18 protein-coding genes are annotated in these 19,947 nt (G+C 59.2%); 12 read left to right on the top strand and 6 right to left on the bottom strand.

The window, feature by feature from the left end; genetic code table 11:
• Window positions 1-65: 65 nt before the first annotated feature.
• Window positions 66-2,552, top strand: a complete 2,487-nt coding sequence (locus QFX16_RS02720; protein ID WP_283182727.1) for a circularly permuted type 2 ATP-grasp protein — start codon at window positions 66-68, stop codon at window positions 2,550-2,552.
• Window positions 2,552-3,442 (top strand): transglutaminase family protein, encoded by an 891-nt coding sequence (locus QFX16_RS02725; RefSeq protein WP_283182728.1) that lies wholly within the window; start codon window positions 2,552-2,554, stop codon window positions 3,440-3,442. The genes QFX16_RS02720 and QFX16_RS02725 overlap by 1 nt, the downstream gene beginning before the upstream one ends.
• Window positions 3,443-3,680: 238 nt before the next feature.
• Here the strand turns inward: QFX16_RS02725 and QFX16_RS02730 are convergent, their stop codons facing one another.
• Together QFX16_RS02730 and QFX16_RS02735 are read right to left on the bottom strand one after the other, a co-directional pair.
• Window positions 3,681-3,872: a hypothetical protein gene (locus QFX16_RS02730; protein ID WP_018928487.1), complete on the bottom strand. Its 192-nt coding sequence runs from the start codon at window positions 3,870-3,872 to the stop codon at window positions 3,681-3,683.
• A gap of 68 nt (window positions 3,873-3,940) precedes the next feature.
• On the bottom strand, window positions 3,941-4,528 hold the full coding sequence (locus tag QFX16_RS02735; protein ID WP_095127382.1) for a cytokinin riboside 5'-monophosphate phosphoribohydrolase: 588 nt from the start codon (window positions 4,526-4,528) through the stop codon (window positions 3,941-3,943).
• A 343-nt stretch (window positions 4,529-4,871) separates the two neighbouring features.
• Here QFX16_RS02735 and azu point away from each other — a divergent pair, with 343 nt between their 5' ends.
• On the top strand, window positions 4,872-5,318 hold the full coding sequence (gene azu, locus QFX16_RS02740) for an azurin (RefSeq protein WP_283182729.1): 447 nt from the start codon (window positions 4,872-4,874) through the stop codon (window positions 5,316-5,318).
• A gap of 64 nt (window positions 5,319-5,382) precedes the next feature.
• On the opposite strand, the gene nadE is transcribed toward azu, so the two are convergent.
• The 3 genes from nadE to QFX16_RS02755 all read right to left on the bottom strand — a co-directional run bounded on the left by nadE (window position 5,383) and on the right by QFX16_RS02755 (window position 8,591).
• Window positions 5,383-6,210, bottom strand: a complete 828-nt coding sequence (nadE, locus tag QFX16_RS02745; RefSeq protein WP_283182730.1) for an NAD(+) synthase — start codon at window positions 6,208-6,210, stop codon at window positions 5,383-5,385.
• Window positions 6,211-6,214: 4 nt separating this feature from the next.
• On the bottom strand, window positions 6,215-7,450 hold the full coding sequence (gene pncB, locus QFX16_RS02750) for a nicotinate phosphoribosyltransferase (protein ID WP_283182731.1): 1,236 nt from the start codon (window positions 7,448-7,450) through the stop codon (window positions 6,215-6,217).
• Window positions 7,451-7,679: 229 nt separating this feature from the next.
• Window positions 7,680-8,591 carry a LysR family transcriptional regulator gene (locus tag QFX16_RS02755; RefSeq protein WP_283182732.1) on the bottom strand — a complete coding sequence of 304 codons (912 nt, stop codon included), beginning with the start codon at window positions 8,589-8,591 and terminating at the stop codon, window positions 7,680-7,682.
• 174 nt (window positions 8,592-8,765) lie between these two features.
• Here QFX16_RS02755 and amaB point away from each other — a divergent pair, with 174 nt between their 5' ends.
• The 9 genes from amaB to QFX16_RS02800 all read left to right on the top strand — a co-directional run bounded on the left by amaB (window position 8,766) and on the right by QFX16_RS02800 (window position 18,658).
• Window positions 8,766-10,256 (top strand): L-piperidine-6-carboxylate dehydrogenase, encoded by a 1,491-nt coding sequence (gene amaB / locus QFX16_RS02760; protein WP_223431766.1) that lies wholly within the window; start codon window positions 8,766-8,768, stop codon window positions 10,254-10,256.
• Window positions 10,257-10,403: 147 nt separating this feature from the next.
• On the top strand, window positions 10,404-11,687 hold the full coding sequence (amaA, locus tag QFX16_RS02765) for an L-pipecolate oxidase (protein ID WP_008153371.1): 1,284 nt from the start codon (window positions 10,404-10,406) through the stop codon (window positions 11,685-11,687).
• Between the two features lie 363 nt (window positions 11,688-12,050).
• A complete protein-coding gene (locus QFX16_RS02770; RefSeq protein WP_283182733.1) occupies window positions 12,051-13,184 on the top strand; it encodes an ABC transporter substrate-binding protein in 1,134 nt (377 codons plus the stop codon).
• Window positions 13,185-13,352: 168 nt separating this feature from the next.
• The gene (locus QFX16_RS02775) at window positions 13,353-14,267 is read left to right on the top strand and encodes an ABC transporter permease subunit (protein WP_283182734.1); all 915 of its coding nucleotides are present in this window, start codon (window positions 13,353-13,355) and stop codon (window positions 14,265-14,267) included.
• A gap of 3 nt (window positions 14,268-14,270) precedes the next feature.
• Window positions 14,271-15,554 (top strand): high-affinity branched-chain amino acid ABC transporter permease LivM, encoded by a 1,284-nt coding sequence (gene livM, locus QFX16_RS02780; RefSeq protein ID WP_283182735.1) that lies wholly within the window; start codon window positions 14,271-14,273, stop codon window positions 15,552-15,554.
• The gene (locus tag QFX16_RS02785; protein ID WP_283182736.1) at window positions 15,551-16,426 is read left to right on the top strand and encodes an ABC transporter ATP-binding protein; all 876 of its coding nucleotides are present in this window, start codon (window positions 15,551-15,553) and stop codon (window positions 16,424-16,426) included. The genes livM and QFX16_RS02785 overlap by 4 nt, the downstream gene beginning before the upstream one ends.
• Window positions 16,423-17,139, top strand: coding sequence for an ABC transporter ATP-binding protein (locus QFX16_RS02790; protein WP_283182737.1), 717 nt, complete (start codon window positions 16,423-16,425; stop codon window positions 17,137-17,139). The genes QFX16_RS02785 and QFX16_RS02790 overlap by 4 nt, the downstream gene beginning before the upstream one ends.
• Window positions 17,140-17,374: 235 nt before the next feature.
• Window positions 17,375-17,743: a hypothetical protein gene (locus tag QFX16_RS02795; protein ID WP_283182738.1), complete on the top strand. Its 369-nt coding sequence runs from the start codon at window positions 17,375-17,377 to the stop codon at window positions 17,741-17,743.
• A 144-nt stretch (window positions 17,744-17,887) separates the two neighbouring features.
• Window positions 17,888-18,658: an SDR family oxidoreductase gene (locus QFX16_RS02800; protein WP_283182739.1), complete on the top strand. Its 771-nt coding sequence runs from the start codon at window positions 17,888-17,890 to the stop codon at window positions 18,656-18,658.
• A gap of 118 nt (window positions 18,659-18,776) precedes the next feature.
• Here QFX16_RS02800 and QFX16_RS02805 read toward each other — a convergent pair whose 3' ends face one another.
• The gene (locus QFX16_RS02805) at window positions 18,777-19,904 is read right to left on the bottom strand and encodes an AGE family epimerase/isomerase (RefSeq protein WP_283182740.1); all 1,128 of its coding nucleotides are present in this window, start codon (window positions 19,902-19,904) and stop codon (window positions 18,777-18,779) included.
• Between the last annotated feature and the right edge of the window lie 43 nt (window positions 19,905-19,947).

The following is a 19,947-nucleotide window of genomic DNA, read 5'->3' on the forward strand; positions in this document are numbered from 1 at the left end:
TCGTATATCCGGGCGTCATGAGCCTGCGTTAGTCTGACCGTTCTTTGCTGTCTGCCGAGCTTTCCATGCCTGACCTGCTTGACCGCTACCCGCTGACGGCGGGCACTTATCACGAACTGCTCGACGACAGTGGTGCTGTACGCCCGCACTGGCGGGGGTTGTTCGATCAACTGCAACGCAGCACGCCAACGCAATTGGTGCAGCGTCAGGCGCTGCTGACCCGGCAGATCCAGGAAAACGGCGTGACGTACAACGTCTACGCCGACCCCAAGGGTGCCGATCGGCCGTGGGAACTCGATCTGCTACCGCACGTGATTGCTGCGGATGAATGGCAGCAGTTATCGGCCGGGATCGCCCAGCGGGCACGCTTGCTCAATGCTGTGCTGGCAGATTTGTACGGCCCGCAACGCTTGATCGCCGAGGGCCTGCTGCCTGCTGAGCTGGTTTTCGGTCACAACAATTTCCTCTGGCCCTGTCAGGGCATCAGGCCGCCCGACGGGGCTTTTCTGCATCTGTATGCCGTGGATCTGGCGCGTACACCCGACGGTCGCTGGTGGGTCACGGCGGACCGGACGCAAGCGCCATCCGGTGCCGGTTACGCCCTGGAAAACCGCACCATCGTGTCCCGGGCCTTTCCCGAGTTGTACCGAGATTTGAAAGTGCAGCACCTGGCCGGGTTCTTCCGCACGCTTCAGGAAACCCTGGCCCGTCAGGCGCCGAGTGATGACGAAGCGCCGCTGATCGTGCTGCTGACACCGGGACGTTTCAACGAAAGCTATTTCGAACACCTCTATCTGGCGCGTCAGCTCGGTTACCCGCTGGTAGAGGGCGGCGACCTGACCGTCCGGGATGCCACGGTCTACCTGAAAACCTTGAGCGGACTGCGCCGGGTCCACGCGATCATGCGGCGCCTCGACGATGACTTCTGCGATCCGCTGGAGCTGCGCACTGACTCGGCCCTTGGCGTGCCGGGATTGCTGGAAGCGGTACGTCGAGGGCGGGTGCTGGTGGCCAACGCCCTCGGCAGCGGCGTGCTGGAGTCGCCGGGGTTGTTGGGCTTTCTGCCGAAGATCAATCAATTCCTGTTCGGCGAAGAACTGATTCTGCCCTCCATCGCGACCTGGTGGTGCGGTGAAGCACCGGTGCTGGCTCAGGCCCTGGAAAAATTGCCGAAGTTGTTGATCAAACCGGCGTTCCCGTCACAGAGCTTCACGCCAATATTTGGTCGCGATTTGAGTGAAAAACAGCGTCAGGAACTGGCCGAGCGCATGCAGGCCCGGCCTTACGCCTATGTTGCGCAAGAATTGGCTCAGCTCTCTCAAGCCCCGATCTGGCAGGCTGAAGACGGTCATCTGCAACCTCGGGCCATCGGCATGCGCGTGTACGCAGTGGCCAGCCGTGAGGGTTATCGGGTTCTACCTGGCGGCCTCACCCGGGTTGCCGCCGAAGCTGACGCCGAAGTGGTGTCGATGCAGCGTGGTGGCGCGAGCAAAGACACCTGGGTGTTGGGCGATCGCCCGCCGAGCGGTGAGCAATGGAAAACCCAGCGCACGATCGGTGTGCACGACCTGGTGCGACGGGATCCGTATCTGCCTTCGCGAGTGGTGGAAAACCTGTTCTGGTTCGGCCGTTATTGCGAGCGCTGTGATGACAGCGCGCGGCTGCTGCGAATCATGCTGGCACGGTATGTCGATGGCGACGACCCGCAAGCCCTGGAGGCGGCAGTCGACTTGGGCGAGCGGTTGATGTTGTTGCCTGATGAAGGCGAGTTGCCGGAGCGTTTGCTGGCGGCATTGCTCGGTGATGACTGGTCGTTCAGCCTGCGCTCCAACCTGCAACGTTTGCAGTGGGCGGCCTCGCAGGTGCGCGGCAAGCTTTCGCGGGAAAACTGGCAAGCGCTGGTGGAGTTGCAGCGCGAAGCCATGGAGCTGGAAGCCGAAGAGCCGGATTTCGGCGAGTTGCTGGATTTCCTCAACCGTCTGGTGATGTCCCTGGCGGCGTTATCCGGTTTCGCCCTCGACGACATGACCCGGGACGAAGGCTGGCGCTTCCTGATGATTGGCCGCCGGATCGAACGCCTGCAATTTCTCAGCGCCAGCTTGGCGGCGTTTCTGCGCGGAGCCAGTGCTTTCGATCAGGCCGGCCTGGAATGGCTGCTGGAACTGGGCAACAGCAGCATCACTTACCGTTCGCGGTATCTGGCGGTGGCGCAACTGATCCCGGTGCTTGACCTGTTGCTGCTCGACGAGCAGAACCCCCACGCCGTGCTGTTTCAGTTGAAACTGGTGACTCGAACCTTGAAACGCTTGAATGACGACTTCGGCGTGCCTCGCGAAGCGGGGTTGCCACAGTTGGTGGAACGCTTGGCACAGTTCGATCTGGGATGCCTGGAGAACTCGCTGTTCGGCGAAGCCAGCGTTCGGGCGGCCATTGAGGGGCTGGCCGACCTGTTGCAAGAGATCGCGGACGCCAGCGGGCAAGTGTCGGATCGTCTGGCCTTGCGCCATTTCGCCCATGTCGATGACGTCAGCCAGCGCACGGTGTCCGTCTGATGAGCGCCCATTACCAGATTCTCCACGACACCCATTATCACTACGACAGCCCGGTCTCTCTGGCTCAGCAGCTTGCGCACCTGTGGCCGCGGTCGTGTGCCTGGCAGCGCTGCACCGAGCAGCAACTGCGGATCAGTCCCGACCCGACGACCCGCCGCGATGAACTGGATGTGTTCGGCAATCCGCTGACCCGGTTGGCGTTCGAGCGGCCGCATGATGAATTGCTGGTCAATGCCCGGCTCACCGTCGAAGTGCTGGCCCGGCCTGCGCTGGATTTCAATCAATCCCCCGCCTGGGAAGAAACCCGCAAGGCGCTGACCTACAGCAGTCAGCCGCTCTCCCCCGAATTGCTGGAAGCGTGTCGTTACCGGTTCGAATCGCCCTACGTGCATTTGAAGCGCAACTTCGTCGAGTTTTCCGAAAGCTGTTTTCCACCGGGTCGGCCGCTGCTGTTGGGTGTACAGGCGCTTATGGAGAAGATCTTCAGCGAGTTCACCTTCGATGCCGAGGCGACCCAAGTGGCGACGCCGCTGGTGGAAGTGCTGGAGCGCCGGCGCGGTGTTTGTCAGGACTTCGCTCACCTGATGCTCGCGTGTGTGCGCTCCCGTGGGTTGGCGGCGCGGTACATCAGTGGCTATCTGCTGACCCAGCCACCACCGGGCCAGCCGCGACTGATCGGCGCCGATGCGTCACATGCCTGGGTTTCAGTGTTTTGCCCGGTGCTCGGTTGGGTGGATTTCGACCCGACCAATAACGTGCAGCCGGCGCTGGAACACATCACCTTGGCCTGGGGCCGGGATTTTTCCGATGTCTCGCCGTTGCGTGGGGTGATTTTGGGCGGCGGCAACCATGACCCCGAAGTCCGTGTCACCGTGATGCCACTGGATTAACGCAGATCAAATTGTGGGAGCTAGCCTGCTCCGGGCGGCGTTCCGACGATAGCGGTGTATCAGTCAAATAATTGCTAAGTGTGCCGCCGTCATCGCGTGCAGGCTCGCTCCCACATGGGGATGTGCAAGTCAGTTCTGGAGGGGGTATTTCAGATTGGCCTGTGAGGGTCAGCAACATCGTTGCTGACCCTGGACACAGATCCGGTGGGCCTGATCAGATCATCGGGCCCTGAGGGTCTCAGGCGTCGGGCGCCTGATCTTTCGGTGCTTCAACATCATCTTCTGCGGCCACTTCACCTTCTGCATCCGGGTTCAGTGCGGCGGCTTCTTCTTCAGCTGTAGCTTTCTTGCGCTGAAGCTTTTCCTCTTTCTTCTGCTCCTTGGCCAAGTCTCTCTGACGTTTGGCGAAGGAATAATTGGGTTTAGCCATGGGCGATCCTCTGGGGTCGAAGGTGAGGTTGAGCGGCGCGTATTCTGCCCTGTATCGATGCCCAGCCGTTAGCTGGGTTTTTGCTCGATCCACTTTGGCACCACTGTCGGCTGCCAGGCATCCAGTTCATCAAGCAGGGTTTGCGGCGACTCGCTCACTTGCAGCATGTCACGGTGCGGTGCGCGAACGAAGCCTTCGCCGACGATATGATCGAGAAAAGAGGTCAATTTGCTATAGAAACCGTTCACTTCCAGCAGCCCCAGCGGTTTTCCGTGATACCCGAGCTGGCCCCAGGTCCAGACCTCGAACAGTTCTTCCAGCGTGCCCAGGCCGCCGGGCAGGGCGATAAAGGCGTCACTGAGCTCGGCCATCCGCGCCTTGCGCGCATGCATGCCGTCAACCACTTCCAGACGAGTCAGGCCGCTGTGACCGATTTCCTTGTCTTTGAGGCTTTGCGGGATGATCCCGATTACTTCACCGCCGGCCGCCAGCGCAGCATCGGCGACGATGCCCATCAGCCCGACGGCACCGCCGCCATAGACCAGAGTCAGCTTACGTTCGGCCAATGCTCGCCCCAAGGCGACAGCCGCTTCACGATAAGCCGGGTTGGTGCCAGTGCTGGCACCGCAAAATACACAAACGGACGCTAAAGACATGCCTTACTCCATGGTCAGGATGGCCACAGAGTAAAGGCAGGCACACGGCGTTCCAAGGTCTACACTTCGCGTGCAGGTGTTTCACAGGTTCCGCTGGCGCCACAGGCGTAGGCGGCAAGCAAACTGCACAACAGGCTATTGATCGACATGACAGACGCTCCATATGAGTGAGTACGACCTGATGATAGGGCCGCCCCAGACGTCTGGTTGGTAGATTGTTTCGATAGGTGTCATAGCCCGAAAGTTGTATACAATTTATGATTCAGGTCATAGGAACTTGCGACGTTTTCAGGCAGTCTTCTGTCCATTAGCACTTTTGTTAACCCTGCCTTGGAGATTCACCATGTTTGCCAAACTTGTTGCGGTATCCCTGCTGACACTGGCCAGCAGCCAATTGATGGCTGCCGAATGCAAGGTCACTGTCGACTCGACTGATCAAATGTCCTTCGATACCAAGGCCATTGAAATCGACAAAAGCTGCAAGACGTTCACCGTGGAGCTGAAACACTCCGGCAACCTGCCAAAAAACGTCATGGGTCACAACTGGGTGCTGAGTAAAGAGGCTGATATGCAGCCAATCGCTACCGCTGGCTTGGCCGCTGGCATCGACAAGAACTATTTGCCGGAAGGCGACGCGCGCATCATCGCCCACACCAAAATCATTGGCGCCAAGGAAACCGACTCGGTGACCTTCGACGTGTCGAAGCTCGATGCTGGCGAGAAGTACGGCTTCTTCTGCTCGTTCCCTGGCCACATCTCGATGATGAAAGGCACGGTTACCCTGAAGTAATCGAATCGAGCTCATAAAAAAAGCGTCCACCGGACGCTTTTTTTGTGCCTGTCTGTTCGCTCAATCAAGGCGCAAACGGCATCACTCGCTTGTGATGAGTCTTTTTATACGTTTCACAAATGATCTTGAACGCTTCCTCACGCACCGGCTCGCCATGCAAAAACGCGTCGATCTCGGCGTAGGTCACGCCGTGGGACGCTTCGTCCGGCTTGCCGGGCGACAGGTCTTCAAGGTCGGCCGTCGGGATCTTTTCCACCAGCGACTCCGGCGCGCCGAAGCTGCGGGCGATGTCCCGGACCTGGTTTTTCACCAGACCGCTCAGTGGCGCCAGGTCGCAAGCGCCGTCACCAAACTTGGTGAAGAAACCCATCACCGCTTCCGCCGCGTGGTCAGTGCCGATCACCAGGCCATGGGCCGCGCCGGCGATGGTGTATTGGGCCACCATGCGCATCCGAGCCTTGGTGTTGCCCAGCACGAAATCCACCGAGACCGCGTGCTTGCCTTCGAAGGCTGCGACTTCACTGGCCAGGGATTTGACTGCCGGGCCGATGTTCACGGTGTGGCGCTCGTCCGGGGCGATGAAATCCACCGATGCCTGGGCGTCGTGTTCGTCGAACTGGGTTTCGTACGGCAGGCGCACGGCGATGAACTTGTAGCTGTCGTCGCCTGTGCGGGTGCGCAGTTCGCGCATGGCACGCTGGGCCAGCAGGCCGGCGGTCAGGGAATCGACGCCGCCGCTGATGCCGAGTACCAGGCTCTTGAGCCCGGAATTGACCAGGCAGTCCTGGATGAAGGTAATCCGCCGGGCGACTTCAGCCTCGAGGGCGGCCTGGTCGGCGAACGGCGGCTGGACCTTGAGCTGTTCAGCAATCTCACGCTGTTCGGCTTGCATGAATTCACTCCTTGCTAGATGTGCTTGATGTACTGGAAAGGGCGGCAGGTACTTTGAAAACGTGTCGCAAATAGGCGACGAAATTCGGGTCTTTGCAGTGAGTCTTGCCAGGCTCATCGGAGATCTTTGCCACCGGCTGGCCGTTGCAGGCGGCCATTTTAAGCACGATGCTCATCGGTTCGACACCCGGAATATCGCACGTCAGGTTGGTGCCGATGCCAAAGCTGACATTGATCCGACCGCGCAACGCCCGGAATATTTCCAGAGACTTGGGCAGCGTCAGGCTGTCGGAGAACACCAGCGTCTTGCTCATCGGGTCGATGCCGAGCTTGTGATAGTGAGCGATGGCCTTTTCCGCCCAGAGTACCGGATCACCGGAATCATGGCGCAGGCCGTCAAACAGCTTGGCGAAGTACAGGTCGAAATCGCTGAGAAAGGCATCGGTGGTGATGCAGTCGGTGAGGGCGATCCCCAACAGGCCACGGTACTCGCGGACCCAGCAATCGAGGGCGGCAATCTGACTGTCGATCAGCCGCGGGCCGAGTTGTTGGTGGGCCATGATCCATTCGTGGGCCATGGTGCCCAACGGCTTCATGTCCAGCTCACGTGAAAGGTGCACGTTGCTGGTGCCGACAAAACGACCGGGGAAATCGTGCTTGAGCACGTTCACCACTTCTTCCTGCACGCGGTACGAGAAGCGACGGCGAGTACCGAAATCGGCGACCTGCAATTCAGACAATTCCTCCGCGCTGGCGTTGGCGGTGAGCCAGTCGAACTTACGGTAGAGCTGCTCGCGCGCCTGCTCCAGGACGATCTCGCGGTAGCGATAGCGGTTGCGCACTTCGCTGACGATGGACAGCAGCGGCACCTCGAACAAGATCACGTGCAGCCATGGCCCGCGCAGGCGGATGAACAGCTCGCCGTTTTCGATACCGGTGTGGATGTAGCGCAAATTGAAGCGGAACAACCCGAGAAAGCGCAGAAAATCCGGTTTCATAAAGCTGATGCGCTCCATGAAACTCAACTGGTCAGCGCTCAGGCTCAACTCGGCAAGGCGCTCAATCTGGAAGCGGATTTCCGCCAAGTACGGGCGCAAATCTTCACTGTTACGGCAACGAAACTCCCATTCGACTTCCACGTTCGGGTAGTTGTGCAGCACCGCCTGCATCATCGTCAGTTTGTAGAAGTCGGTGTCGAGCAGGTTCTGCACGATGCGATCGCCAAACACGCTCTCGCTCATAACGGGGTTCTCCAGGCTGGCCGCAGCCCGTGGCAGCGACGTTGCAGCTGTTTCAATGAATGGGCTAGTGGCGCATATCAGCAGTGGTGATTGCCAGCGATTTTTTTGGCTGCAGCAGATCCCTGTGGGAGCGGGCTTGCTCGCGAATGCAATCGGTCAGTCGATATTGATGTCGTCTGATCCACCGCTTTCGCGAGCAAGCCCGCTCCCACAGGGATTTTGTGTAGCTTCAAATTTGCGGTATGTCCGGATTATCGATTTGCTCCAACATCCACTTCACAAAATCCCGCACTTTGGGCACTTCCGCCGAATGCTCCGGATACGCCAGGTAATAGGCATCGGTGCTCGGCATCGCGTGCTGCCAGGGTATGACCAGTTTGCCGTCGGCCAATTCCTCTTCCACCAGAAACCGCGGCAACAGCGCCACACCACAACCGACCTGGGCCGCACGGATGCACATGTAAAAGGTTTCGAAACGCGGGCCGTGGTAGCTGTGTTCGGTGTGGTAGCCCTGACTGTCGAACCAGTCGTGCCAGGCTTGGGGCCGGGAGGCGTTTTGCAGCAGGACCAGGTCGGTGAGTTGCGTAGGATCGGTGAACGGCGTGTCCGGCAGACTGCCCGGTGCGCAGACTGGCACCAGCTCTTCGCCGAACAGCTTCAGGCATTCAGTGCCGGGTCGTGAGCCTTGGCCGAAATAAAACGCCAGGTCGCTGCGACCTTGCAGCAGATCGTCGGCTTCCTGCTCGCTGCACAGGTCCAGATGGATCGAGGGATGGCGCAGGCGCCAGCCTTTCAAACGTGGCACTAGCCAGCGCGCGCCGAAGGTTGGAGGCGTCGAGACGCGCAGGACTTCAGTTTCACCGCCGTAGGAGCGAAGGTAGTGGGTCGACATCTCGACCTGCGTGAGGATTTTTCTTACCTCCACCAGGTACAAGTCACCGGCCGGGGTCATTTGCAGGCGTCGGCGAACCCGGCGGAACAACAGGTGCTGCAGCAATTCTTCGAGTTGCGCGACCTGTTTGCTGACAGCGCTCTGGGTCAGGTTCAGCTCTTCAGCCGCCCGGGTGAAGCTCAAATGCCGGGTTACGGCCTCAAAACACTGCAGCGCGGTGATCGACGGCAAGTAGCGTTTATTCAGCATTGGTTGTCCTTTTGCTTGTTTCTTTCTTACCAGCAATTCGCAGCATGAATAAACGGAATGATATCTCTCTTAAAGGTCGTTTGTTGGGTAACCTCCGGAGCGCTAAAACTACAGGCCTCACCAGCCGAATCAATCCGGCTGCACGTTTTCTGTTTTTCGCTTGAGGAGTGACCCATGGTTGCCGCATTGCTTGATCGTCTTGGTGTGAACCCGGCCCTGTACCAGAACGGCAAAGTGCCGGTGCATTCGCCGATCGATGGCAGCCAGATCGCCGCCGTGAACTGGGAAGGCGCCGCTGAAGTCGAGCAGCACATCAGTCGTGCAGATCATGCGTTCGAATTGTGGCGCAAGGTCCCGGCCCCGCGCCGTGGCGAACTGGTCCGCCAACTGGGCGATATCTTGCGTGAATACAAGGCCGACCTCGGCGAGCTGGTGTCCTGGGAAGCCGGCAAGATCACTCAGGAAGGTCTGGGTGAAGTTCAGGAAATGATCGACATCTGCGATTTCGCCGTCGGCCTGTCCCGTCAGCTGTACGGTTTGACCATCGCTTCCGAGCGTCCTGGCCACCACATGCGCGAAACCTGGCACCCGCTGGGCGTCGTTGGCGTCATCAGCGCGTTCAACTTCCCGGTGGCGGTCTGGGCCTGGAACACCGCGCTGGCGCTGGTCTGCGGCAACCCGGTGATCTGGAAACCGTCGGAGAAAACTCCGCTGACCGCACTGGCCTGTCAGGCGCTGTTCGACCGCGTATTGAAGAACTTCAGCGACGCGCCTCCGCACCTGAGCCAAGTGATCATCGGCGGCCGTGATGCCGGCGAAGCCCTGGTCGATGACCCGCGTGTCGCGCTGATCAGCGCCACCGGCAGCACCCGCATGGGCCGCGAAGTGGCACCGAAAATCGCCGCACGTTTCGCTCGCAGCATTCTGGAACTGGGCGGCAACAACGCAATGATCCTCGGCCCAAGCGCCGACCTGGACATGGCCGTACGAGCCATCCTGTTCAGCGCCGTCGGCACTGCCGGTCAGCGTTGCACCACGTTGCGTCGCCTGATTGCCCATGAATCGGTGAAAGAAGAAATCGTCACCCGCCTGAAAGCCGCTTACTCCAAAGTGCGCATTGGCAATCCACTGGAAGGCAATCTGATTGGTCCGCTGATCGACAAGCACAGCTTCGAAAACATGCAGGATGCGCTTGAGCAGGCCTTGAGCGAAGGCGGCCGGGTGTTTGGCGGCAAGCGCCAGCTGGAAGACAAATTCCCTAACGCTTATTACGTCTCGCCGGCCATCGTCGAAATGCCGGAGCAGAGCGACGTGGTTTGCAGCGAAACCTTCGCACCGATTCTGTACGTGGTCGGTTACAAGGATTTCGCCGAAGCGCTGCGCCTGAACAACGCCGTGCCACAAGGCTTGTCCTCGTGCATCTTCACCACTGACGTACGTGAAGCCGAACAGTTCATGTCGGCGGTGGGCAGTGACTGCGGCATCGCTAACGTCAACATCGGCCCGAGCGGCGCGGAAATCGGCGGGGCGTTTGGCGGTGAAAAAGAAACGGGCGGTGGTCGTGAATCTGGTTCCGATGCATGGCGCGGCTACATGCGCCGTCAGACCAACACCGTGAACTATTCGCTGGAGTTACCGTTGGCTCAGGGCATTACGTTCGACTAAATTTCGAGTCGAACACCTGTGGGAGCGAGCCTGCTCGCGAAGACGGCGGCACATCCATCATTGATGTGACTGACAGACCGCATTCGCGAGCAGGCTCGCTCCCACACTTGAATTGTGTATCTGTTAGGTTTCTGTTGGAGTCTGGCAATGCCGTTACGCGAAGAGTGTCTGTGGGAAAAACTGACGCCGCAAAGGCCTGACAACGCGGCGCTCAAGGGCGAGGTGACGGTGGATGTCTGCGTCATCGGCGCCGGTTTCACCGGTCTGTCGGCGGCGGTGCATCTGCTGGAAAAAGGCAAAAGCGTCTGTGTACTGGAGGCCCATCGCGCCGGTCATGGCGGATCGGGGCGCAATGTCGGGCTGGTCAATGCCGGAATGTGGATTCCACCGGACGAGATCGAAGCTGGGTTTGGCGAGGCGGTCGGCAGTCAGCTTAATCGCATGCTCGGTGCAGCACCGTCCCTGGTGTTCAGCCTTGTGGATAAGTACAACATCGATTGCCAGTTACGCCGTGAAGGCACATTGCACATGGCGCACAACGCCCGTGGCGAAGCGGACTTGCGCAGTCGTGAAGAACAATGGAAACGTCGCGGCGCGCCGGTTGAACTGCTGACCGGTCAAGCCTGCGAACAAGCGACGGGTACCAAAAAGATCGCCGCTGCGCTGCTCGATCGACGTGCCGGCACGATCAACCCAATGGCTTACACGACGGGGCTGGCCAAAGCGGCCATCGGTCTCGGCGGTCAGTTGTTCGATCATTCCCCGGTGACCCGACTCGAACGTCAGGGCCAGCGCTGGTCGGTACAAACCGCTCAGGGTTCAGTGCTTGCCGAGCAAGTCGTGATTGCTTCTAACGCCTACACCGAAGGTGACTGGACGGAATTGCGGCGTAACTTCTTCCCCGGTTATTACTATCAAGTGGCGTCGGTCCCGCTGACCGAAGAGGCTGCGCAGCAAATTCTCCCGGGTGGCCAGGGTTCCTGGGACACCCGCCAGGTCCTCAGCAGTGTTCGTCGCGATAAGGATGGCCGTCTGCTGCTCGGCAGTCTCGGTAATGGCAATCAGAAGCCGACCTGGTTCCTCAAAGCCTGGGCCGACCGGGTTCAGCAGCACTACTTTCCTTATCTCAAACCGGTGGAATGGGAATGTACCTGGACCGGTTGCATCGCCTTCACCCCCGATCATTTGATGCGTTTGTTCGAGCCGGCGCCCGGTTTGGTGGCAGTCACCGGTTACAACGGCCGGGGCGTCACTACCGGCACAGTCGTCGGCAAAGCCTTTGCCGATTATCTGTGTAACGGAAATCCTCAAGCACTGCCGATTCCCTTTGCGCCCATGCAGCCATTGGCGGGCGTGGGATTGCGCAGCTGTCTGTACGAGGCCGGATTCTCGCTGTATCACGCAGGCCAGTGCCTGCGGATCGTTATTTGATTGTTGAAATTTGTTGCTGAAAGCGGCGCTTTTTCGCGCAGCGACTAGCCTGTAAAAGGTGCGGGTTGTAGCAGTTGCGCACCAGCAGTGTGCACTTCGGTGACGCACGTTGTTACAGGCTGGTTGCACGTCGTTTGGCGCCGCGGTTGCAATGATGGCGCGCTAGGGTTGCGCCTTTAAAAATAAATGGTTTCACCTTCCGCGGTTTAGACGGTTGCACGCCCAATGAAAATGGGATCGAAACAGTCGAAATAACAATAAAGCAGCGACTTTTTTCAGAATAAAAAACCGATGGCACGGCCCTTGCTCTGAGCATTCAGGAAGTCGCAGTGCTAACTAAAAAAAACCTTGGAGCACCACCTCATGTCCCAGACGTTTTACAAAAAAGGCTTTTTGGCCCTCGCAGTGGCAACTGCGTTGGGTGTTTCTGCGTTTGCACAGGCTGATGTGAAAATCGGTGTGGCGGGACCAATGACAGGCGCCAACGCGGCATTTGGCGAACAGTACATGAAGGGTGCACAGGCTGCGGCCGATGCGGTCAACGCAGCGGGCGGCGTAAACGGGGAAAAAATCGTACTGGTCAAGGGCGATGACGCCTGCGAACCGAAACAGGCTGTGACGGTCGCCAAGGACCTGACCAACCAGAAAGTCGCTGGCGTAGTCGGTCACTTCTGCTCCTCCTCGACCATCCCGGCTTCGGAGATCTACGACGAAGCGGGCATCATCGCGATCACTCCTGGCTCCACCAACCCGGCTGTTACCGAGCGCGGCCTGAGTGCCATGTTCCGTATGTGCGGGCGTGACGACCAGCAAGGCATCGTGGCCGGCGACTACATCGTCGACGTGCTCAAGGGCAAGAAAGTCGTGGTCCTGCACGACAAGGACACCTACGGTCAAGGCCTGGCGGACGCTACCAAGGCCCAGCTGGAAAAACGCGGTGTGAAACCGGTGCTGTATGAAGGCCTGACCCGTGGCGAGAAAGATTTCAGCACCATCGTCACCAAAATCCGCGGCGCTGGCGCCGACATCGTCTACTTCGGTGGTCTGCACCCGGAAGCCGGTCCTCTGGTTCGCCAACTGCGTGAGCAAGGCCTCAAAGACGTCAAGTTCATGTCCGACGACGGCATCGTAACCGACGAACTGGTGACCACCGCTGGTGGCCCGCAATTCGTCGACGGCGTACTGATGACCTTCGGCGCTGACCCGCGCATGCTGCCAGACAGCAAGACCGTGGTTGACGCGTTCCGTAAAGCCGGTACCGAGCCTGAAGGCTACACCCTGTACGCCTACGCTTCGGTTCAGACCCTGGCAGCTGCCTTCAATGGCGCCAAGTCCAACAAAGGCGAAGAAGCTGCCAAATGGCTGAAAGCCAACACGGTCAAAACCGTGATGGGCGAGAAGGCCTGGGATTCCAAGGGCGACCTGAAAGTCTCCGACTACGTGGTTTACCAGTGGGACAAGGACGGCAAATACCACCAACTGGAAAAACAGAAGTGATATGAACAGCTGATTGCCCGGCGCCTTGCGCCGGGCAATCAATCAACATGTCCGTGCAGTACCTGTCTTTTCTCGTAGAGCTGCACACAACCGTGTTACGCCGGCGGCTGAACCCCGGTCCGTCGTACCCGGCTTCTGTGCAGTCTCTCAAATGCGTGAGATTGCGTTATGGATGGTATTTTCCTGCAGCAACTGGTCAACGGCCTGACCCTCGGGTCGGTCTATGGCCTGATCGCCATCGGCTACACAATGGTCTATGGCATCATCGGCATGATCAACTTCGCCCACGGCGAGGTTTACATGATTTCCGCTTACCTCGCGGCGATCAGTCTGGCTCTGCTGGCATACTTCGGTATTGAATCCTTCCCTCTGCTGATGCTTGGCACACTGATCTTCACCATCATCGTCACGGCGGTGTATGGCTGGGTCATCGAACGGGTTGCCTATAAACCCCTGCGTAACTCCACCCGACTGGCACCGCTGATCAGCGCCATCGGCATTTCACTGATCCTGCAAAACTATGCACAGATCGCTCAAGGCGCGAAGCAACAAGGGGTTCCGACCTTGCTCACGGGTGCCTGGCGCGTCGAAATCGGTACAGGTTTTGTGCAGTTGACCTACACCAAGATCTTCATTCTGGTCGCAGCGTTTGCCGGGATGGCCCTGCTGACCTACGTCATCAAGTACACCAAGCTCGGCCGCATGTGCCGCGCTACCCAGCAAGATCGCAAGATGGCCTCGATTCTGGGGATCAACACCGATCGGGTGATTTCCTACGTGTTCATCATCGGTGCAGCGATGGCGGCCCTGGCCGGCGTGCTGATCACCATGAACTACGGCACGTTCGACTTTTACGCCGGCTTCATCATCGGGATCAAAGCGTTCACCGCAGCGGTACTCGGCGGGATTGGCTCGCTACCCGGTGCGATGCTCGGCGGGATCATTCTCGGGATTTCCGAGTCGTTGTTCTCAGGTCTGGTGAACTCGGACTACAAAGACGTTTTCAGCTTCTCGCTGCTCGTTCTCGTTCTGGTCTTTCGGCCCCAAGGCCTGCTCGGCCGTCCTCTTGTGTCGAAGGTGTAAGCGATGTCTTCAACCACTAAAAAAACCATTGATCTCAAAAGAAGCCTGGTTGACGCGATTCTTGCCGGCCTTGTCGCCCTGATTGTGTTCGGCCCGATTGTCGGCGTGGTCCTCGATGGCTATGGCTTCAACCTGGAAACGACCCGTGTGGCGTTGATTGTCGCCATCGTCATGGCGGGCCGCTTCGCCCTGAGCCTGTTCCTGCAAACCCCCAAGGGCCTGAGAATTCTCGAAGGCTTTGAAAGCACCGGTTCCGGGGTGCATGTATTGCCGCCTGACTATAAATCCCGGTTGCGCTGGATCATTCCGGTGTTGATCGTCGTAGCCGTGGTGTTCCCGTTTTTCTCCAACTCCTACCTGCTGGGCGTGGTCATCCTCGGGCTGATCTACGTGCTGCTGGGCCTGGGGCTGAACATCGTGGTCGGTCTGGCTGGCCTGCTCGACCTGGGTTACGTGGCGTTCTACGCCATCGGTGCTTATGGGTTGGCGCTCGGTTACCAATACCTTGGCTTGGGCTTCTGGACGGTGCTGCCGCTGGCGGCGATCATCGCTGGCCTTGCCGGCTGCATTCTCGGTTTTCCGGTGTTGCGCCTGCACGGTGACTACCTGGCAATCGTGACCCTGGGCTTCGGTGAAATCATCCGGTTGATCCTCAATAACTGGCTGTCCCTGACCGGCGGCCCGAATGGTATGGCCGCTCCGTTGCCAACCTTCTTCGGCATCGAGTTCGGCAAAAGGGCTAAAGAGGGCGGGGTGCCGTTTCATGAGTTTTTCGGCATCGCCTATAACCCGGACGTGAAGTACTTCTTCATCTACGCGGTGTTGTTCCTGGTGGTGCTGGCCGTGCTGTACGTCAAGCACCGCTTGACCCGCATGCCGGTCGGCCGCGCCTGGGAAGCCTTGCGTGAAGACGAAATCGCTTGCCGCTCTATGGGCCTGAACCATGTACTGGTCAAACTCTCGGCGTTCACCATCGGTGCATCGACGGCCGGTCTGGCCGGTGTGTTCTTCGCCACCTACCAAGGCTTCGTCAACCCGACCTCGTTCACCTTCTTCGAATCGGCATTGATCCTCGCCATCGTGGTACTCGGCGGCATGGGCTCGACCATCGGCGTGGTGATTGCGGCCTTCGTGCTGACCGTCGCCCCGGAACTGTTGCGGGGTTTCGCGGAATATCGCGTGCTGCTGTTCGGCATCCTGATGGTGTTGATGATGATCTGGCGACCGCGCGGCCTGATTCGGATCAGCCGTACCGGTGTGACCCCGCGTAAAGGAGTAGCGCCATGAGCGAAGTCGTACTCTCGGTCGAGAAGCTGATGATGCACTTCGGCGGCATCAAGGCGTTGAACGATGTCAGCCTGAAGGTCGAACGCAACTCGATCTTCGCCCTGATCGGCCCCAACGGCGCCGGCAAGACCACCGTGTTCAACTGCCTGACCGGGTTCTACAAGGCCTCGGGCGGCAAGATCGAACTCAATGTGCGTGGCGAGGAGACCAATGTCATCAAGCTGCTGGGTGAATCGTTCAAACCGACCGATTTCGTCTCGCCGAAATCTTTCGCCAGCCGGATGTACTACAAAATGTTCGGCGGCACCCATCTGGTGAACCGGGCCGGCCTGGCGCGGACGTTCCAGAACATTCGCCTGTTCAAGGAAATGTCGGTGCTGGAAAACCTGCTGGTGGCCCAACACATGTGGGTCAACCGCAACCTGCTGGCCGGTATCCTCAACACCAAGGGCTACCGCAAGGCCGAAAGCGATGCGTTGGACCACGCCTTCTACTGGCTGGAAGTCGTCGACCTGGTGGACTGCGCCAACCGTCTGGCCGGTGAACTGTCCTACGGGCAGCAACGCCGTCTGGAAATCGCCCGGGCCATGTGTACCCGTCCGCAGATCATCTGCCTCGACGAACCGGCCGCTGGCCTCAACCCTCAGGAAACCGAAGCGCTGAGCGCGATGATCCGGCTGCTGCGCGACGAGCACGATCTGACCGTGGTGCTGATCGAACACGACATGGGCATGGTAATGAGCATTTCTGACCACATCGTGGTGCTGGACCACGGTATCGTCATCGCCGAGGGCGGCCCCGACGATATACGCCGCGATCCGAAAGTGATTGCGGCCTATCTGGGCGCCGATGAAGAGGAAGTGGTGCTATGAGCCAACCCATCCTCGAACTCAAGGAACTGGACGTGTTTTACGGGCCGATCCAGGCCCTGAAGAAAGTCTCGCTGCACATCAATGAAGGTGAAACCGTCAGCCTGATCGGCTCCAACGGTGCCGGAAAATCTACCCTGCTGATGTCGATTTTCGGTCAGCCGCGGGCGGCGGACGGGCAGATCATCTATCAGGGTGTGGATATCACTCACAAGTCATCCCACTACATCGCCTCCCACGGTATCGCTCAATCGCCGGAAGGCCGGCGGGTATTCCCCGACATGACCGTCGAGGAAAACCTGTTGATGGGTACCATCCCTATCGGTGACAAGTACGCCACCGAGGACATGCAGCGCATGTTCGAGCTGTTTCCGCGGCTCAAGGAGCGACGTACCCAGCGGGCCATGACCATGTCCGGCGGCGAACAGCAAATGCTCGCCATCGCCCGTGCGCTGATGAGCCGTCCAAAATTGCTGTTGCTCGATGAGCCGAGCCTGGGGCTGGCACCGATTGTGGTGAAACAGATCTTCGCGACTCTGCGGGAACTGGCGAAAACCGGCATGACCATCTTCCTGGTGGAGCAGAACGCCAACCACGCCCTCAAACTGTCGGACCGGGCGTACGTGATGGTCAACGGCGAGATCCGCCTCACGGGCACCGGCAAGGAGCTGCTGGTTAACGAGGAAGTGCGCAACGCCTATCTCGGCGGCCACTGAGTCTGCGCTGCAACAACAAGCCCCGACGAGCAATCGCCGGGGCTTTTTTACACCTCCAAAACACCACTAATCCCTGTGGGAGTGAGCTTTCTGGAAATTGTGGAAAACAATATTCACAAGCTCTCAAACCGCGACATAAAGCCGCTGCAAATAGTTGTTTTGTCACGGTTTTGACTTGTCCCCGTTTGCTGTGGAGCTGGCTGTGAATAACGTGGGAGTAGCTGGCTGAAAGCCTTTGAAAACGTGGCTTGCAGAGTTGTGGTTGTTTTTTGATCAGGCGTTTTTGCGGGACCGCGAGCGGGCTTTGTCAACCTTTTTGTTGATGACGAAAACGGGCCAAAACAGGGTAGAGCTGCCTGTGGATAAGTCTGTGGTTAAACTCTGGAAAGACTCGGCTGAAGGCCGTAGTTACTGGCTTGGCGCCATCGTCGGCATGACCGGTCAATCGTGCAAAATGCCATGGGCTACACAGCCGACGTTCCAGGGTCAAGCAAAAAAATTTCCAATTTGCCCGCAAAGCCTTGTGCACAGCGGCTTACAGCTTTTCCACTTGCCCCCGGAAACTGTGGACCGACCTGTGGATAAGGTGCGCGCACATGGCTGAAAGCCACGGCGGGCAAGGCGTGGCAACGGTTGGACGTTTTTTGTACAGCTTCTGCGGTAGTTGCCGCTGTGGGCAAGGCCGGGCATGCTGGCTGCTGATTTTCTATTCCAGTGGCTAACGATCAGCCGAAGCAAGGAGAACACGATGTCCAACACCCTGTTTATTACCGGCGCGACCTCCGGTTTTGGTGAAGCCTGCGCCCGTCGTTTTGCCGAAGCCGGCTGGAAACTGGTGCTGACCGGCCGTCGTGAAGAGCGCCTCAATGCGCTGTGCGCCGAGTTGTCGAAGCAGACCGAGGTCCACGGCCTGGTGCTCGACGTGCGTGATCGCAAGGCCATGGAGGAGGCGATTGCCAACCTGCCGCCGTCCTTCGCCAAACTGCGCGGGCTGATCAACAACGCCGGGCTGGCCCTGGGTGTTGACCCGGCGCCCAAGTGCGACCTCGACGATTGGGACACCATGGTCGACACCAACATCAAAGGCCTGATGTACAGCACGCGTCTGTTGTTGCCCCGCCTGATCGCTCACGGTCGTGGCGCCGGCATCGTCAACCTCGGCTCCATCGCCGGCAACTACCCGTACCCGGGCAGCCATGTGTATGGCGCGAGCAAAGCGTTCGTTAAACAGTTCTCCCTGAACTTGCGCTGCGACCTGCAAGGTACGGGCGTGCGGGTCAGCAATATCGAGCCGGGCTTATGCGAAAGCGAGTTCTCACTGGTGCGTTTTGCCGGTGACCAGGAGCGTTACAACGCGACCTACGCCGGTGCTGAGCCGATCCAGCCGCAAGACATCGCCGACACCATTTTCTGGGTGCTCAATGCCCCGGCGCACATCAACATCAACAGCCTGGAGCTGATGCCGGTGAGCCAGACGTGGAGCGGGTTTGCGATTGAGCGTAATGCTGGCAAGGTTTAAGTCCGCGTAACGGCCATCGCGGGCAAGCCACGCTCCCACAGGTTTTGTGTTGAATGCCCATTTCGCGAACGACACAAACCCTGTTGGAGCGAGCTTGCTCGCGATAGCTATGTGTCAGTCAGCGCAGATAATCGGCTAATCCGCGATAGCAGGTTGCCAAGTGATAAGGCGTCGTCGAAGGCATGTCATTGCGACTGACATCGCCATTCTCATCCCGACACTCATACCATCCGCCCACATGCAGAAAGTGTTGCTGCAACGCCTGCAATTGGCGTTGTACCGAACCTTCGCTGTTCGGACGCAAGGTCAGAGCGCGCAGGTATTCAGCCTGGGCCCATATGCGTTGGGTGGCATCCTTGGGACGGCCATCCAGATCGAGCGACGCCCGCACTGCGGCGGTTTGCGGATCGACACCCAGCTGTTCGGTGAACGCAAAGGCGCGTTCCAGAGAGGCGTGGAGTGTCGAACCGCGCAGCAACGAAGACGATTCCAGCAGGAAATACCACTCGAACTGGTGCCCCGGTTCAAACCAGTTATCCACAGCGCCCAGCGGTTTCTCCATCAACACACCGTGTTGCGGGTCGATAAAACGCTTCTGCATGGCTGTGCATAACTCGACGAGCGCGTCTTGCACGGCGACGTCTTCGCGCACCGACAGCGTGGCGAGGAAGGCTTCGGCCAAGTGCATCAGGGGATTTTGCAGCGGCCCGGACTCGAGCGAGGACCCGTCACGGTCGAGGTTGGCTTCGTACAGGCCGTCGCCCGTGGCGAAGCGCTGCGCGACCACTTCCAGTACGGCGTTGAGCACCGATTCCACCAGCGGTTCGCGAACTTTGTCCCAGTAATGGGCGCAGGCGAACAGGATGAAAGCGTGGGTGTAGAGGTCTTTGCGCTGATCCAGGGGCGCACCCTGAGGGTCAACGCTATAGAACCAGCCGCCATGCTCGGCATCGTGGAAATGCTGCTGCAGGGAATGGAACAGCGCTGCGGCGCGCTCTTCGGCGGCCGGTACCTGGCCGATCAGGCTGGAAAACAGGTAAAGCTGCCGCGCGCAGGCCATGGCGCGATAGCGTTGGGGCGGCAGCGGTTGGTGCTCGGCGTCCAGCGCCTCATAGGGCAGCGCCATGTCGGCATTCCAGCCGGGACCTTGCCAGAGCGGCACGATCACGTCCTGGAAGTGCTGTTGCACTGAGGCAAACAGAGCGGTCAATTCAGGCTGGGAGGCGGAGCGGGAAACAGGCGGCATTGGCTGGCGTCGTCACGGCAGGGTTGATTGCGCGACATGTTAT

Source organism: Pseudomonas svalbardensis, from assembly GCF_030053115.1.
In the GTDB taxonomy this organism is placed as follows: Bacteria; Pseudomonadota; Gammaproteobacteria; order Pseudomonadales; family Pseudomonadaceae; genus Aquipseudomonas; species Aquipseudomonas svalbardensis.